The 16,673-nt window shown below is 57.3% G+C and carries 13 protein-coding genes and 1 pseudogene; 2 read left to right on the top strand and 12 right to left on the bottom strand.

All coding sequences use genetic code 11. The features are described from left to right. Nucleotides 1–126 precede the first annotated feature (126 nt). From GJ634_RS00685 to GJ634_RS00640, 10 genes are all read right to left on the bottom strand, one after another. Nucleotides 127–3,216: a TraM recognition domain-containing protein gene (locus GJ634_RS00685; protein WP_157499926.1), complete on the bottom strand. Its 3,090-nt coding sequence runs from the start codon at nt 3,214–3,216 to the stop codon at nt 127–129. Then, a complete protein-coding gene (locus tag GJ634_RS00680) occupies nt 3,176–4,303 on the bottom strand; it encodes a hypothetical protein (RefSeq protein WP_157499977.1) in 1,128 nt (375 codons plus the stop codon). Before GJ634_RS00680 ends, GJ634_RS00685 begins: the two co-directional genes overlap by 41 nt. Beyond that, nucleotides 4,296–7,643, bottom strand: coding sequence for a VirB4 family type IV secretion system protein (locus GJ634_RS00675; protein WP_157499924.1), 3,348 nt, complete (start codon nt 7,641–7,643; stop codon nt 4,296–4,298). The genes GJ634_RS00680 and GJ634_RS00675 overlap by 8 nt, the downstream gene beginning before the upstream one ends. Before the next feature lie 6 nt (nt 7,644–7,649). After that, nucleotides 7,650–8,852, bottom strand: coding sequence for a hypothetical protein (locus tag GJ634_RS00670; RefSeq protein WP_157499922.1), 1,203 nt, complete (start codon nt 8,850–8,852; stop codon nt 7,650–7,652). A 1-nt stretch (nt 8,853) separates the two neighbouring features. Continuing rightward, nucleotides 8,854–9,756, bottom strand: coding sequence for a hypothetical protein (locus GJ634_RS00665; RefSeq protein WP_157499920.1), 903 nt, complete (start codon nt 9,754–9,756; stop codon nt 8,854–8,856). Beyond that, nucleotides 9,753–11,510 (bottom strand): hypothetical protein, encoded by a 1,758-nt coding sequence (locus tag GJ634_RS00660; protein ID WP_157499918.1) that lies wholly within the window; start codon nt 11,508–11,510, stop codon nt 9,753–9,755. The genes GJ634_RS00665 and GJ634_RS00660 overlap by 4 nt, the downstream gene beginning before the upstream one ends. Before the next feature lie 53 nt (nt 11,511–11,563). Further along, on the bottom strand, nt 11,564–12,049 hold the full coding sequence (locus GJ634_RS00655; RefSeq protein ID WP_157499916.1) for a pilin: 486 nt from the start codon (nt 12,047–12,049) through the stop codon (nt 11,564–11,566). Nucleotides 12,050–12,064: 15 nt separating this feature from the next. Continuing rightward, a complete protein-coding gene (locus GJ634_RS00650) occupies nt 12,065–12,334 on the bottom strand; it encodes a hypothetical protein (protein WP_157499915.1) in 270 nt (89 codons plus the stop codon). 158 nt (nt 12,335–12,492) lie between these two features. Then, the gene (locus GJ634_RS00645) at nt 12,493–12,651 is read right to left on the bottom strand and encodes a hypothetical protein (RefSeq protein ID WP_010904012.1); all 159 of its coding nucleotides are present in this window, start codon (nt 12,649–12,651) and stop codon (nt 12,493–12,495) included. Nucleotides 12,652–13,017: 366 nt separating this feature from the next. Then, nucleotides 13,018–13,185 (bottom strand): DNA-binding protein, encoded by a 168-nt coding sequence (locus tag GJ634_RS00640; RefSeq protein ID WP_012289549.1) that lies wholly within the window; start codon nt 13,183–13,185, stop codon nt 13,018–13,020. 132 nt (nt 13,186–13,317) lie between these two features. Here GJ634_RS00640 and GJ634_RS00635 point away from each other — a divergent pair, with 132 nt between their 5' ends. Then, nucleotides 13,318–13,599, top strand: coding sequence for a PadR family transcriptional regulator (locus tag GJ634_RS00635; protein ID WP_010904014.1), 282 nt, complete (start codon nt 13,318–13,320; stop codon nt 13,597–13,599). Between the two features lie 93 nt (nt 13,600–13,692). Here GJ634_RS00635 and GJ634_RS00630 read toward each other — a convergent pair whose 3' ends face one another. Next, entirely contained in the window at nt 13,693–14,253 is a 561-nt protein-coding gene (locus GJ634_RS00630; protein ID WP_010890411.1) for a TATA-box-binding protein, read from the bottom strand. A gap of 770 nt (nt 14,254–15,023) precedes the next feature. Then, nucleotides 15,024–15,182, bottom strand: coding sequence for a hypothetical protein (locus GJ634_RS15235; protein ID WP_010904016.1), 159 nt, complete (start codon nt 15,180–15,182; stop codon nt 15,024–15,026). 887 nt (nt 15,183–16,069) lie between these two features. On the opposite strand from GJ634_RS15235, the pseudogene GJ634_RS00625 reads away from it, so the two are divergent. After that, a pseudogene (locus tag GJ634_RS00625) lies at nt 16,070–16,673 on the top strand (cytochrome ubiquinol oxidase subunit I); the annotation flags it as partial.

Genomic DNA, 16,673 nt, shown 5'->3' with positions numbered 1-16,673 from the left:
CCCGATAAGGAACTAGAGATTGATGGATAGAACGGCTAACAAGGGATAATTGGGATAAGGCCGATGCAGCAAAGTGAGCCAGTCGGCAACCCGCGTGAATTGGATTCATAATTCTGAAAGGAGGAGTTATTCAAGGAGCTGTAATCCGTCTGTGGTCAGATCGATACCAGAGTAGACCGTCACCAAATCGTCGCCGTCTCTGACACGGTCATCCTCATACTCGATGACGTTCGAAAGCTTCCGACCGAACCAGCTCGCGTTTGTCCCATCGATGTCAAGCTGGTCAGTCCACTTCGAGTACGCTTGAAACAGAGTCGCCTTCGGAACCTGCGCCCCATCAGCCTCTCTGATGTACATCGCCGCGAACGCTTCGATGCCGTCACTATCAGGTTCGATCTCCACTCCCTCTGCTGCTGATGAAGCTGATCCAGCCGACGGGCCCGACTCCGCAGCCTCCCCTGAGTCTGGAGTTTGACTATGTTCACCGGTGCTATTGTCGAGCCATAGTTCCTCGTAGTCCGGTGATGCAGGCAGTTCGTGTGTGTCACCCTGCTGGAAGAGTGTGGGACTGCCGTCTTTTGGCAGTATCAGAACGAGGTAACTGTCGCGCGAATACTCCGCGTCTGGCAGGTCGACGTCAGGGAGGAACGGCCGTTTGATAGGTGTCCACTCCGCCTCGAACTCCTCGCTCGACTCGTACGTCCGCGTTTCGCCGGGTTGGTGGACGGTGTACTGGCCGGATTCGCGGTCGTGACTGTAGTAGGCTGGCATATCATCTTTCGAGAGCAGTCCATCATCTGGAACGCGGGCGAACTCCGTCTCACCATCCGACAGCACCCGCTTCCCGTCGTCACGCGTCCAGACTGTCCGATTCGTGTCGGATGTACAGGGCCGAACGGCGGTGACGCCGCCGTGGGCTGTTGCACCACCGCCGAAGGTCACGACCTCGTCGCAGTTATAGAACTGTTCGGTGCCGTCCGCTCGCTCTTGCAGCGGTACCGAGAGGATATTCTCGACCCGTGACGCCCACTCCGTCTCAGGATCACCGGGCCGAACAACGAAGATCGGGACGCGATCCGAATCGTGTGCTCGTTTGAGGTTCTGCAAGACTTTTGCGGGCCGATCCGGTGTCGTCGTCTCGGCCTCGATGTTGAACACGACGTTATGATCTGGGTGCGTCGCGATGGCGTCGGGTTGCTCGCTGCCGTCCTGTTCGAGGATCTCGACGCTAAACCCGCGCTCGGTGAGGGCCCGCTCGGTCTCCACGAGCACTGCATCGTGGTCAGACCCGCCTGCCGACTCGACGTTGCCCGTTTCAGGTTGTACTTCTGCTTCGCCGGCCTCGGACAGTCGCGTCACGACATCACCATCCTGCAACTCGACGTCGATCAACCGCGACGCGTTACGGACCTCGGGTAGGTCATCGTCCGCGTAGTCGATGTCGGGATGAGCGTTCTCGAGGCGCGTCGCCAGTTCCTCGTCGACAGCCGTGACGTCCACCCAGCCATTTGCCTCGCGGACACCCGCTCGGATTTGGACGGCGCGAATCGCGTCAGCCATCGTCTCGGCCAAGATTTTCGTCGGGTCCGCTGCTTCGTTGGCGTCGCTGTAGATGAGGTTCTGCATAATTTCCGCGTCGGTCAACGGGTCGGTTCCATACCGGTCCAAACTCGCTTCGATGATATCGTCGACTGCATCCGATGACCGTAGTGGAGGATACGGTGGGAACGTCCGGAGGAGAACAGGTTCGGAGTACCGGCCGCCATCCAGTGGGAGTTTCGTCCAGGCCTGGTACTGGTCGGTTGAGATGAGGTCTTCGGCAGTGTAGTCACGGAATCGCTTCATCAAGAGCTGGGCGTCGTCGACGTCGTTCACGGAGAAGGCGATGAGGTTGTCGCAGTTGTTCTGCATCGCCTTGCGCGTGTCCTCACCGAACTGCGAGGGGTACTGAGAGGAGAGGGTTACGGAGAGTCGCATCGACCGGGCGCGAGCGAGCATCGACTCGATGTCGAGGTTCTCGCTCGCGATGTCGTCGAACTCGTCACAGAGCACGAAGTAGGGGTCTGGATCAGTATCGTGTTCGTAGGAGCGTTGTTGGATGGCGCTCCAGAGGTTTCGCATCACGCCGAGTGTGACCATCTTCTTGATGTCCGTGTTCTCGACGGGCGTCCGGACGATGACGATCCGGTCGTTGTCGATAATGTCGCGGAAATCAATAGTGCTCTCGCGGTGGGAGATGATCCGCCGGATAACCGAGTTTTCGACCCAGGACTTGATGCGCTTGAGCAGCGGTCGGACCGTCTCGTCGTCCATTCGCGCGATTTCGAGGCAGAACTCCCTGACATAGGGATCCTCGACATCATGGGCGAACTCTTCACGGCGCTCGGCGTGCAACAGCGTGAAGTACATATCGATCACTGAGAACGGCTGGTCAGACTGCATCATCGCCCGCCCCATCGATTCGGTGATCGACTCCATGTTGATCCCCCAGTACTCGTCCGTATCGAAGATCGCTTTCAGGTTCTCGATGCGATTCTCGATCTCGTTCTCACGCTCCTCCTCGGTCTCGCAGTCGGGGACTTCGAGGAAATTTAGCCCAATCGTTTTGTCATGCCCTGATGACCCGGGTTCGATCCAGACGACGTCGTCGAGTCGGTCCTCGGGGAGCATTCGTAGGAGTTCGCGTGAGTCGCGGCCTTTCGGGTCGAAGTAGACGAATCCGTACCCCGAATATGCCCACTGGACCATCATGTTCAGTAACTCTGTGGTCTTCCCGTACCCGGTGGTACCCGTGATCCAGATGTGGCGAAAGAGCGACTCGAAGCGGAGCGGGGCTTCACGGAACCCTCGTTGGGCATCCTCATCGTACCCAATCCACAGCGGCGATGGACCGGTATCGACGCCGGATTCGAGCATCTCGCGGACGTGTGAGCCGGCGACGGTGCCCTCGTTTAGCGTCTCAGTGATGACAGGCTTACTCCCCACGTAGTCCGTATCTTGCTCGGTGATATCGTACGCTTCGCCAAGCAGTGACTGTTGATTCGGGCTTGTATCAGCCATCGCACCTGCGTCAACCTCGAGGCTTCCGTCAGTCCCCTCCTCCCGTGGCGTGTCGTCGCTCTCTGATGTGGCATCCGAGGTAGCGTCTTGGTTGTCGTCGCGACCGAAGAATCGGTCAAACACTATCCTGTCCTCCCTGTCTGTCCGGTCGCTCATCAGTCCGCTTTCTGGTCGCAGATTCCTCGTACTGGTCCGTATCGGCGGGAACGCGGTCGCCGCGCTGGGTGTAGCGCCAGTCGATGTTCGGCGTCTCAATCTCGTTGTTCGGAATGTGGGCAACGCCAGCAAGTTCGTCGACAGTCATAATCATGCGACGGTCAGTCCATTCGCGGTTAGCCATTTTGTCGACGTGCTGCCGGAGCTGGTTCGCACGCTTGCCGTCCTTGCGATGCCATACTGGCGTATCGTTGAGGCCCTGCTCAGTGATTGCATTATAGTATTTTCTGAACATTCCGGCGACACCGCGGGCACGGGACTCGGCTTCGTCTTTGTCCGTGGACGCTGCGAGAACGCGGATGTTGACGTGGAACGCCTGCTGGCCGCGCTGCTGTTCGATGGTTTTGGCAGCCTGCTTGTCCTTTTCGCTCGCTGGCCGCGTGCGGGGATTCAACCAGCCCACAGAGGTTCCCTGGCGGAGAGCGTGGGCAAGATCGTCGACGCTGTTGTGCTTGAACCGGTCGCCGTCAGTCCAGGACTGCTTCGCGGGACGGAAAACAACCTGCGTGATGACTGTGCTGTCGTCGAGTGAGAGCATCTCGCTCGTGATTTCGCCGTACGGGTCTGTCGCCCATTCGTCGCTATTGTGATGACGAATCGGATAGTAGGGGAGTTTCTCCATTTCGAGGCATGCACCGGCGACGTACTCGCCAGGATCGATCACGGGGAATGCATTCCCGCTTTCGACAGGGAACACCTCACTGTTGGCGTAGTTGTTCCCGACACGGCGACGGAACTTGTCGGCAGCAGCCTCGGTCGCAGCGTGCACGTAGAACTTGATCTTGCCCTCGTCGAACCAGACCTCGAAGGAATGGTGGTCGCTCGTGTTCTTCCCCCGGAAGTTCGTCGTCACGTCGTGAACAGACTGGAGCAGTCCGGCGCCATCGACGACTCCCTGATTCTCTTTGAACGGGCGAATCCTGAGCAAGATACCCGGCGCACTCTCTGGGTGCTGGACGAACGGCTCTTCGAATTCCAACTGTGTGGCGTCGTACTGCGGGTTGCCACCCAGGAGTTGCCTAAACATCGTCAGTACCCTCCTCATCGGACTGGACAGCGTCGTCTCCGCCGTCAGTGAATGCGGATGCCTCCACCGTCTCGTTCTGCCGTGCGTTCGCGACGACCGCTTCGACGATCTCGTCCTCGGTGAACCCCTCATCAAGAATGCGAGTGGCCTCTTCCTCGCAGAGGTCGTAGCGGTTGGTGAGCGCGTTCATCTGCGCCTGATCCTCCACGAAGCCCTCGAAGTCGACAAGATCCTCGGGCTCGGCACTAATCGCCTGCTGGATGAACGCGCGGTCGTTGGGTTCGTAGTCAATGACGCGCTTCTCGAACTCGTCAGCGACGACGTGCAGCGGGTATGTTCCGTGTTCTTCGACGCGGACGAGCGCCTGACTGTAGCCAAGGTCCTCCTTGCCCGCGTCGGCCCCGCGAACGTACTGGCGCTGCTCACGCGTCAATCCAATCTTGTCGGCCGTCTCGTCATCCAAATCGGGTAGTTTGTGGAAAACCTTGATGGGGCACATGCCGAGAATCTTCTCGGCCTGGTCAGTCTCGTAGAACTCTTGGGCAGTCTGGGACAGCAGCACCATCCGTAGACCGGCGTGGCGCTGGTGCCGGAACGCCGTTTCGAGGAAATCGAGATTCGCCTGATCCTCGAAGAGGTAGTGCGCCTCGTCGATAGCGAGTTCGACGTTGCGGTCAGTCTTCTTCGCTTGCTGGTAGACCGTAGACAACAGCAACTGCATCAAGAATGTCTGGCGGTCGATCCCCGACGCACTCCCCTCAATCTGCCCGAGGTCGATATAGACGACCTTGTTGTCGCCCTCAAGGATATCGACCTCCGAGCGCTCCGCGAGGTTGTCGTACGATCCGCCCTCACGGAAGGGCTGGAACGCAATCGCTAACTCGTCCGCGTACTCTGCGGCGCGTTCACGGGCAGAGTCGGACGCAGCGATGTTATGTTCGTCGGGGTTTTCCGCTACATCCGCGAGGATACGGTGGACATCCGTCATCGTCGGCGAGTTCTCGGGCGTGTGCGTCGACACGTCGTCCTCGACGACACCCGCTTGCCGGTACGCCTCGTCGATGACGTACGAGAGCACGCCCGTTTCGGTTCCGAGATTGATATCGCGAGCGGTCAGGAAGTTTTCGAGCACAGCGTACACCTCGTCTTTCTTCGCGGACAGCGGTGAGATGCCGTCCTCGGCGTTGAGAACTTCCTGTGGTGTCTCGCGTATCTCCAGAGGATTCAGCTGGGTGTCGCCACCCACCGTGATCGTCTTCGCGTCCAGAGCGTCAGCGATGCCTTTGAACCCGCCGACCGGGTCAATCATGACGAGCATCGTCTCCTGCTGGCGCTTCATCATCCGCAAGTGACGCATGATGTCGCCGAACGTCTTCCCCGCACCGGGCATCCCGACGACAAGTTCGCTATGGCCAGTTTCGAGCTCCCACGGATTAATTTGGACCGGTGAGCCGTTATGACCGTGGTAGCCGTACTCGACGCCCTCGTCCATCATCATGTAGTTCGAACTGAACGGGAACATCGCGCCGACTGCCTGGTTCGTTAGCGTCGACATCCGGTCGCGACCAAGTTCATTCCGACCAAGGGGTGAGACAGTCGCAAGCCCCTTCTCCTGCCAGCGGTTCGCTACTTTGAGCGTACAGTTCGCGGGAGCGTCCTTGACAATCGAGCGCAGGCGCGTCGACTGGTTATCTAGTTCCTGCTTGCTCTCGGCGGATAGTCGGATGAAGACGCCGCCACGGTAGAACGACGCTTTGTTCGCGCGGACAAGCGACCGCATGAACTTCCCACGGTCAATATCGTCCTGGAGATCCTCGGCTTTGAGGCTGTTCGAGTCGTGCTGGTTGACCTTCAAGTCCGATATCCAGTCGGCCATCATGTCCTCGGCCGACTGATTGTCGAACGGGTCGAGATGGATGCTAATGTCCGTCTGCAGTTCGGTCTCTAGCAGCAATCGCTCGAGCATCCCGTCAGCAGGTTCCTCCGGGAACTGCTCAATCCAGAACGTCCGAACGTACGTGTCGTCGTTGATGACGGCGTAGGTTGTTTCCCAGTCGACTGTCGACGGCGCGATAATCGATTGGTGGATCGTCGACGTGTCATCGAGACGGTCCTCATAGTCGACGTCCGCCTCGTCGTCCGTTTCTGCGGCCTCACTGTCTTCACTGTCAAGGTCATCGATAAAGACGTCCGACTCGTCGCTCCCTTGGTCGTGACCGTTGGTCGAAGGACTATGCCTGCTGTACTGGCTATCGTCCATCGCGTCGACAACGTCGTCTGGGTCGGGCGTCGACGGCACGTCGTCGCTAATGCCGTGTGAAACGACCGGGAACGTACCGATTGCGTCAGTGATGTCGCCGTACTCCTCAGTGCGTCCGGTCCAGTATTCTTTGGTCACACGGGTGAGGTCGTAGGCGTCGACGGGGCTGACCGAACAGCGGTACAGCGAGGACCCGCCGCGGCGGATCTGTCCAAGTCGGGATTCCAGCTTGTCCTCTTTGAGTCGGTCGCGTTCGGCCTCGGGGAAACCATCGGACTGGAATCGGCCAAACACGCGCCCCACGACAGGGATGTCGGCGAGGTAGGCGAGGACGCTATCACCGGTTTCGTCGAGCTGTTCGACATCGGCGTCGCGAACGGCGGTGATGATGTAGTATTCGCGGATGGTCGTGCTTTCGGAGTCGATATCGCCGTTCTGGTCGGTGTTGGTGGTGATATACTCTTCGAGCAATCGCTTGAGCACGGGTCGCGAGCGGACGTCGGCGTCACCGAGGCGACGCTGGTGGTCGCGGACGGCGTCGTCCTGGTCGACCTCCCGGCTAGTGATATAGAACTTCACGGGGAAGTCGATGGTCGCATTGACGAATTCCGAGAGCGAGTCCACGGCTTTCGCCCACGCCTCGTCGTCTTCGAGGGCCATGTTCGCTGGCTCGACTTTCATTGCGCCGACGAGCGCGCCGTCCGACCGCTCGATAGCGTGCGGGAAGACCTGCCCAACGCGGGTCAGGGAACGGACCTCGCGATTGTCTTCTCCGTGAGTGTACTCTTTGTTCTTGACTGCCCAGCCGAGGCGGGCGGCCAGCCACTCGGTGAGCCACAGGTAGGAGGGCTTCACCTTGTGGAGTAATCCCAGGAGGAGTCCGAGCATGATGCCGAACCCGAGGATTGGGATCGTAAAGGTCGCCGGGACGAAGGCTGCGCCGACGAGCGTGACGAACGCCACGCCGACGAACAGCATGATCTCGCCGATGGTGTACCCCCGGAAGAACGCGGTCGTCCCGCCGAGGGACTGATGAATCCGTCGTGCGCTATACTCGTGATCGTCAGTGTTTGTACTCATGAATCGTCACCACCGCGAAACCTTGTTTTTCGTATTCCTGAACGCCTGCTTCGACCGGGCTTTCGCTGCCTGTGTAGCCTGACTCACGTCTTCTTTCGTCTTATCGCGCATCCGGCCTGTCCGTGATTTCCGGAGGTTGTTGTAGCGGCCTGCGTGGTCTTTCGTTGACTGTGCGGACGACCCGAGTTTGTAGGCTTTTGAATCGCCGCTCCCGATCTGGGTTTGTCCGCTCTTCGTCACCGGTCCATGGTCATTCTGGGCGTATCCTCGATGCACGTTCCGGGCACCACGAACTGATTTCCCAGTGCCTTTCTTCGCGGCATTCTTCGCCTTCGGCGCACCTTTCGCGGTTGCTCCCGCACTGGAGTGGGCAATCCGCTGAAGTGTTGGTGCACTCCAATAGACTGTCAGAATACTCGTGATGCAGGCTGCCGGGATGAGCGACAGACCGAGAATCAACGCGAACAACGCACTCAAACCGCTAGCCGGATCGGTCTGCCATCCGAGTCGAAACAAGACTGCTGCCGGAATTCCAGCAATGATGAGGCCCGGATAGATACTTGCTCCCCGGCGTGCGATATTCGACATGGAATTAACCGGCCACACGTCCACCGCCCATAGTACGCCAAGTAACGGCATCAATGGCGTCAGTACGATCACACCGAGCCACCGGAGACCGTAGACGACTGCGGCCAAGAGAAGGAGAATATTCTCTACGAATACCATCACTAACGCCCCAATCAGGCCACCAAGTCCTGCTTTCGCAATTCCCCCAAACCCAGATGACATCTGTTCGAGGGGTGCAAGCGTCATCCCAATCGAGTTCACGAACTGGAGTGGAATCGAGATGAACGGAAACCAGACAAATGCCCCCATGAAAACGATGCCAATCCGGCGAAGGAGTCGCTTGCGGCGGTACTCGCTAATTGATCCTGCCCGGAGTCCGATAAAGGCGAGGGCGACAACTAACAACATAACTGTCAGTGGCAGGATATACGGGAGATAGAAATCCTGGTAGATTGATTGCCACGGATCGTTCGATGGTGCGCCGACGACGATGTATCGGGAATTGGATTCTGGAGCAGGAACACCGACAATCGGCTGCAAGAGTGCTTGGAAGATGTCTTCTGCTAATCCAAGCAGCCCGTCCTTTATCTCGATGAGGACGTCATTAATGGCATTTTCAACCTCCTCTTCCAGCCATCCCATATCAAGTATCACTCCCGTTCGCCGCCGTCTGGGTTGGGCCAGCCGTCTCACGATCGACAATCGTGAGTTCACAGGCTCCTTCTTCGCCGCCGTACTCAATCGTCTGTAAATACGACAGGTTAGCACCCGGCTCAACGACGGCAGTCAATTGAAGCGTTTTTGCGTCGATATTTTCACACTCGACGGCAGAAGCACCGACGAGACCGCCACTTGTTTCGTAGACTGGCGGTCTCGCGTAGACCGTCGTGGTCTCGCCCGGTGGGAGCGGCGTCGTATGGTCGAACGCCTGTTCGTCCTCATCAGTGCGGAGGACGAACGGTGCATCTCGCCATCGAGTACGAGCGAGCATTGCTGGCCCACTCCCCGTGTTCTCCAATACAAATGAGGCATGTGTCTCCCAGTTATTCGCTGACTTGTCCCACTCCATATCGGGGTGATTCTTCGCCCACCGGAAGTCGGTAAGCGCCACATCCGGTGTGAGGTCGAGCGGCATCTCACCGAGCGTTTCGTCGTTCTTGACGGCGACGAGCCGGTGCGTTCCTGGTGTATAGCCGTCGGTATTCTGTCCGACGAGATCGAACTGAGCTTGTGTTCCATCTGGTGAGACCTTCGCCTTCTCTGAAAGATTCTCCTCTGGTCCGAAGCGACGCACCCAGTCCACGGACGTATCGCTAGCGAGTGTGACGACGAGCTGGCCGCCATCGAATCGAACGCCCGTGAAAACGTTTGACTGGGATGCCGGTGAGTCAGTCGTCGTATCGGTACTGTCAGTGGATGTGTCGCTGCCAGTATCAGGATTGTCTGTGCATCCAGCGAGTGCGACGAGGGTACCGCTGACTCCACTGAGAACTGTTCGACGATCGAGACTCCTGCTGTGATTGGGAGAGCTTGTGTTGTCGTTCATGTTCTCTTTGTAAGTCCAAGGAGTTCGCCTCCGGACATGTAGTCGAAGCCGAAGACCAGGACAGCGACGGGGATGAACCAGAGCATCGTCACGACGACGAGCTGGATGAGCGACTTGAGGTCGGGGAAGTTCGCAGGGGTTTTTGCGACATCTTCCGACGCTGAATAGGGCTGATCAGTCCGCCACCAAGCGGCCGAGGTGTACTGGCCACGAACGGCAATCGCCGGGTACGAGACGGTGGTGACGGCCATTCCGCTGCTGTTGAGTGCCGTGGTCTGGTTGCCGATTGTCACGCGGCCAGTCGTGACAGCGTCATCGGTCTCGTTCTCCGTAACCGTCGCACGGACGACCGCGTGGGTAGCGTTGGCTTCGGTGACAGATAGGGTGAGATTCGTCTCTCGGACGGTCTGCTGCTCGGATAGGGACACCGTTCGTGATTGCTCGCGGACGATTCCTTGCACCGTAACCTCGCGGAAGGCGCTCTCGTCGAGGGTTGTGGAACTCAGGGCAATCGAATCTGCATTCACATACGGATTGGCAGACTCGAGGTCAATGTTCGCTGGCAGCGACGGCCCTGACTGCTTTGTGCCCCACGTTTCCTCGATAACGAGTGGGCGCTTCCCGTTGTCAGTCGGTTCGGTCGGTACGTACGGCGCTTGCTGGCTCGGGAACGCGTGAACTTGGACGGGACGCACCGACGACTCAGTACGCGACGTGTTGGTCGCGGTGCTCGTGAGCATCGTCTGCCAGCCGGATCGTCCGGCCGTGTAGAACCACCAATTGCTTCGGGCCCGAACATCGCCGTCGACCGTAATCGTCGACCACTCCGTATTCGGATGGACGACAGCACCGACCTGGTCCTCGCGTGCCTCAAACTGGACGCGGTTTCCAGAAATGCCGGAGAGTTGATTAACGACGACGGTCTGTGATGCCGATACCGTTTTTGACGCTTCAACGGTTTCGACAACGCGATTCCAATCCCCGCCACAACTGGATCTCGTGGAGTTCCAGGCTGGGCAATCCAGTGTGACATGACGAAGCGTTACCGTGATATTGGTCTCGACGATCAGCTGCGGTGATCCCGAGAGGTTGGTGTACTGCAGCGTAGTCTGATGGCCGCTTCCGGTGTCGATAGTTCGACCATCTGCGGAGAGTTCCATAGACTCGATACTCGTGCGGTCGATCGACCAGCGTTCACGGTGTGGGCCGGTCTGGTCTCCCTCAGGAACAGCAACGCGGTAGTCACTGAGTGCCCGGACCTGTCCCTCTGGGGGAACATATTTCGTCGTCCCGTTTGTCTGATGGAGAATTGTTGAGGGTTGAACGGCGAAGATACTGGCATACGCATCTTTGATGTACACACCGTCTTCGAGGGAGGCACCAGCAGGGTAGACAGACGTATCTTGGCCGCCAGGATTGTAATCGCCGAAGTCACCACTATTCCAGTTTGAGGCGGCTTGAGGTGGGCGAGCGAACGGGATGTCTGTCGACTGGGCAAGTCGGTGAGCGAATTCGGCGCGTGATGAGACGTTTGCCCCATTAAAATCGTCGGCCGAGAGATTACCGTTGTCGATGTCTTCCGACCAGAGCCGCTGGAAGGTGCTGTTGTTCACGCCGTAGTCGGGTCCATCGTCAGGCACTGCATCTCCGGAATCAGATGGTATTTCGATATGTATGTCTCCTGCAACGCCAATCCCAACAGTGCCACTCACAAGGAGTAGGGCAAGTGCGGCGCCTATCGTTCGGGCGTGCATTCTATTCCGGGCGAGGGGAGCGGGGACAGTTAGCTAGCTATCTCAGATGGGGGCTAGAAGGGCTTCACGCAGTCCGAGAATCCGAAGCCCATCTGACTGCCGACATTGTCGATGAGCGTGGGCGAGATTAATGCGAGGACGACGATGCCAAAACCGATACCGGACATGACGAGTTTTTCTTTGGCATCGTTCTTCTTCTCAGGGTTACCGCCGGCGCGCATATATGAAAGACCAGCTTTCCCAGTGTAGAAGCCGGTTGCGGGCAGGCCAAGGCCTGCGATCGCCCCAAATACGAGATCGATACCGGTGGCGACGCCAGTGTTGCAGTACACATTGCCGACCTGACTCTGTGCGGCGGCTGGACCGACGGCAACGACGAGGAACGCGAGCCCCATCGTGAGGGATATAACTCGTGGACGCGCCTGTGTGAGAGTCGGTTTGAGACGGTTACTGCTCGAGGACTGGGGCGACTGGCTATTGGCCGAGAGCGACTGAGTGGCCGATGCATCGCTCGCCGAGTCAGAGGGTGGATTGTTCATCTGGTGGTGTATCTGTTAGTCGGAGGCGGGATCCGTTTCGAGCAGGGCGTTCAAGTCCTCGATACTGGAGGTCTGTTCGAGGAGGTCGTCGAGGTCCCGACTGGTTTCAGTGAGTGCCTCTTCGGTGAGCGTCGAGAGTTCGTCGCGGTCGATGTCTCGATACATCATTTGCTCGGCCACTGCTTCACGGAAGAGCCCGGATGCGTTGATGCCGGTTGCCCAGCTGAGGAATAAGGCATCGGCGGGCTTGATTGAGACAGTGGTGTTGACGGTATTCTGTGACATTCGTTAGTTGGGTATGTGTGTTTGAACGATATCAGGTATTGTTCCATGCTGCCATATATGCTTTTTGTGCGAGTTATTTTCTAGTGAATAATATATGGGCTTACTTATATAAGAAATACTATCGAGGAGGTTCTACCACACCGCCTAAATAAGCAGATTCAGCCGAATTCCTCGTGGAGAACCTCTCGTAGATCGTAGAAGTTCGCAACAACTGCGCAGATGACCATCAGGAGGGCGGCGGCGAAGAAGGCGACTAATCCCACAGTACTTTCGAAGAGCCGGGTGGGCATGATGAAGCCGAGCGCAATCACGCCCATACAGATGACCGCGACACCAACAACGAGAACCGCTCCATACCCCCGGAGAGACGGGTAATTCACAATACATCATCACCACGCAGAGGGGAAAACTGTGGGGGAGGGCAGCACCTGTACGTACCAACCCACGTCAGGATCTATTAACTATTGAGAGTTTCCACAGAGACCTGCCATTATCTGGAATTTGTCATATGGAACCGAGATCAGACGATCGGCAAGAAACCACACCAAATCCTCAGTCTCGTCCCAAATAGAGTAGTTGTGGCGGAGTTTGAAACGCATGTCTGCCATGGACGTCTGCTTAATTCGACACAGAACCTTCAAAAGGAAATCTTCGAGTGACGAGTGAACTCGCGAAATCCGGAGTTACAGGTCGCGGGGCTGGACCGTCTTCCGCTCGTTCGCTTCGGCACGGTCGGCGGCGTCATCGAGCAGTTCAGCGACTTCCTCGTTGAGGGCGGCGTAGAAATCGGCCGAGACGTTGTGCTCCGAAAGTTCGTCCTTTACGGCTGCTTTGACGATCAGGTCAGACATTCCATCGCAGGTTTCGCCTGCCCACCACATAAAGGTTCGAAGGTTCTCACTGCGGCTTTCGGCCATAGGACTGCAAGACCCACTAGGATATCAGAGGGGACTTATTCAACCCAGTAGAAGGCAAAGAGACGGATGCACGATTTAACTGGATTCCAGCGGGACATCTTGTACGTGATCGCTGACTTTGAGGAACCACACGGGCTCGCACTCAAAGACGAACTTGAGGTCTACTACGAACAAGAGATCAATCACGGCCGGCTCTATCCGAATCTCGACGACCTCGTCGACAAAGGCCTCGTCGAGAAGGGCGAACTCGATGAGCGCACAAACTCCTATACGCTCACACAGCGTGGTCACCGAGAGATTACTGCTCGTCGCGACTGGGAACAACAGTACGTCGACCTCAGCGAGTAACTTCCCGGTTTTCAGCGATCAGGGACGGGTGGCTGTCACTCACTCCAACAATATGACTCCCTTCGGACAGCTATCGGTTTAGAGACCATGGGCTCAGTCAAGCAGGCCGAGTTCGGTGAGTCGGTCTTGGACGTGAGCGAGTGCTTGCTCGGCTTCGTCTGGGTTTTGCCCGCCGGTAATCACGAGTTTGCCACTGCCGAAGAGGAGGACGACGACATCGGGATCGTCAAGGCGGTAGACGAGCCCGGGGAACTGTTCGGGTTCGTACTCGATTTGCTCCAGCCCCAGGCCGATCGCAATCGCGTTCAAGTTCAGCGACTGCTCGAGACTTGCGCTGGAGACGATGTTTTGCACCTCGATGGGCGGATTACTCGTGACATCGATGCCTAACTCGCGAATGTCACCGAAAACGATCCCGAGAGCTTCGTGAACGTCATCGACGCTTTTGGCGCCGGTGCAGACGACTTTGCCCGAGCGGAAGATCAGCGTGGCTGACTTCGGCTCCTGCAAGCGGTAGACGACCCCAGGGAAGTCCTCTGGGTTGTACTCGGCGCCGGGGAGGTCTGTGGAGAGTTGGTCGAGGGCGAGTTCTTGGCCGAGATCACTGGATGCAACAACGTTCTCGATATGGATCGTGTCCGCCAGCGTGCTCATACGGGGTATTCGTCGGACAACTCACTTAAAGTACGGCGGGTGAAAATTTGGGGCTCTGTTGAAACTCTCAACGGCTACTAGATTCGAGCGTAGATTAGTAAGGACAGAAGCTGTATCGCTCAATCAGTGGAACGCAGTTACGTGACCTCCTCCGTTTCGAGCCACTCCTTGAGCTCCCAGAAACAATCCGAGCACAGACGCCCTTCTAGTGTCTCGACCGAATCCGACGGATGCTCGATTCGGTACCGCTGGTGGCGTTCCTGAGATGAGCCAAGTTCCGTCCCACACTTATCACAGTTCTCACCCATACCAAGGGATTGTCGCTGACGAGGGGAATATTTGGGGGCCTATTCGTTCGGCAGTGTTCAGATAGGGGAGCTTATTCATCAGTCTTGGTCTGTGGTGGTAGTTGTCTCTGCACCTCGAACTGGGTTTCACGAGTAATCTCCACGCCAGTTTCGAGATTCCCTGTTACCGAGAATTTGTACAGTCCCTCGGAGAGATTCTCAAATAGGTACGTAGTTTTGCGACTAGGTAGCGTCGGATGTTCGAAGAGTGCGTGATGCCACGAGTGTGCCTCGCCACAGTCCAGCGTCCGAGTCTTACCTTCCGCGACACCGACCTCCGTTGCGACTTGCTCCCAGCCATCAGATGTGTGTCTCTCGATTTCCCACGCCTTCGTCCGCGTAATCGTCAGCGAAGCCGTCGTCTGATTCCGGAGCGTGAACTCAAATCCGTCGTACGTCTCATCGACGGTAAACACCTCGTTTTCAGCGGTGAGAGTTACTTCGCCAGACCCTGAACACGACGACGACTTCGTCGGTCGGAACAACGCGGTCCAATTCGATTTCGGCGGTCGGAAACTCCGAGAAGACGGCAGCGAGTGGAAATTCGCCTTCAGTCGCAGTGAACGTCGCTTCAATCGTCATGGACACCATACGAGCAACTGGTGAAAAGGTGTATTGGCTAATTCACCGTTACAGAAGGTTTTCCCTTACTATATCCGGGAGGATGAATCCGAACCAAGCAGAACAACCGACGAGTGATTGGTTCTGTCAAGACTGTTAACGCCGAACTGATTCCGGGATGGGCGGGCAGGCTTATCCCGCTACAGACCCTAATTCAATATAAGGTGGTATATATTGCCTTATATTGTCACTTGTACGCTGTGCGAATTCCAGCGCGAGATTGACGCATTAGAAGACGTGTTCGAGTTCCGCGACACCCATCAAGCCACCTACGGCGAGGATCACGTCATCGAATGGGAACTCACCGGGGAGAGCGACCAAGCCACCGACTGACCAGTATTTTCGACGTTAGGGGGATAGACCAACACGAGAAGCGACGAGTCCCGCTGGCACCTGAATAGGGAAGCTACCATTATCTCACTAATTCACCTTGGTTGTCCTGAAACCAACAACCCTGTGAGCTGTTCTATGAGACGCTGATAGCCAGCAGATTGTGCGAACTCTTTTACCAGTATTACCCAATAACAGAGGTCTGTACGATTTGACGGGGTTTCAGCGTGATAGATCTTTGTCGTCACTCACTGACGGCGCAGCGTGAGCGGTTAGGTTCCTACCGAAGACCACCCTCTCCCTCTGATAGCACCAGTTTTCTCGCACGGCCTCGGTGGTCCTCGCGTCGAGAGGTTCAATGCTGTTCCTCTCGTTTCCAAACCCGGCGTATATCAGAACCCAAACTTTTCTAGGGTATTTGGGAACTTATATCCTCACCTATAAAATTTTGTGGGGGTATCCCGAAATTCGGGAAATCGCCTAATGACTAATCATATTGCGCCCCGCAGTGTCTACCCATGGTCCCAGCGACACTTCTATCCACCGTCGACCTGGGTTGGATGGCCTTGCTCTCTCCAGAAATCGCGAGCCGTATGCAGTTCGGGTGGACGATCTCCGTGCACATCATTTTCGCGTCTCTCTCGATCGGGCTCGCACCGTTTATTATCTACTTCACGTGGAAAGACGTACGGACTAACGAGCAGCGGTATGCGCGGTTACGCTCGTTTTGGGTGAAGGTGTTCGCCGTTGGCTTCGTGATGGGAACGGTCACCGGTATCCCGATGAGTTTCCAGTTCGGGACGAACTTCCCGCAGTTCGCCACAATCGCCGGTGAACTGATTGGTGGGCCACTCGCGTTCGAGGCGAAGATGGCGTTCTTCTTGGAAGCCGTCTTTCTCGGCGTGTTGCTGTACGGCCGCGAGCGGGTCGCGGACCGAACGTACGTCCTCTCCTCGGTCCTCGTCGGCGTCGGTGCTTGGCTGTCGGGGTTCTGGATCCTGGTCGTCAACTCGTGGATGCAGACGCCTCGGGCTGACGAGATGGTCACCCGCAACCGGGATGGAGATCGCCAAGCTCACTGACCCGTCGCAGCCGTTCCTCACCCGCAACTGCCGATGGGAT

Source organism: Halobacterium sp. CBA1126 (genome assembly GCF_009741975.1).
Taxonomy (GTDB): Archaea; Halobacteriota; Halobacteria; order Halobacteriales; family Halobacteriaceae; genus Halobacterium.
The sequence above is the reverse complement of the archived record's forward strand: the minus strand, read 5'-3'. Positions and strand labels throughout refer to the sequence as shown.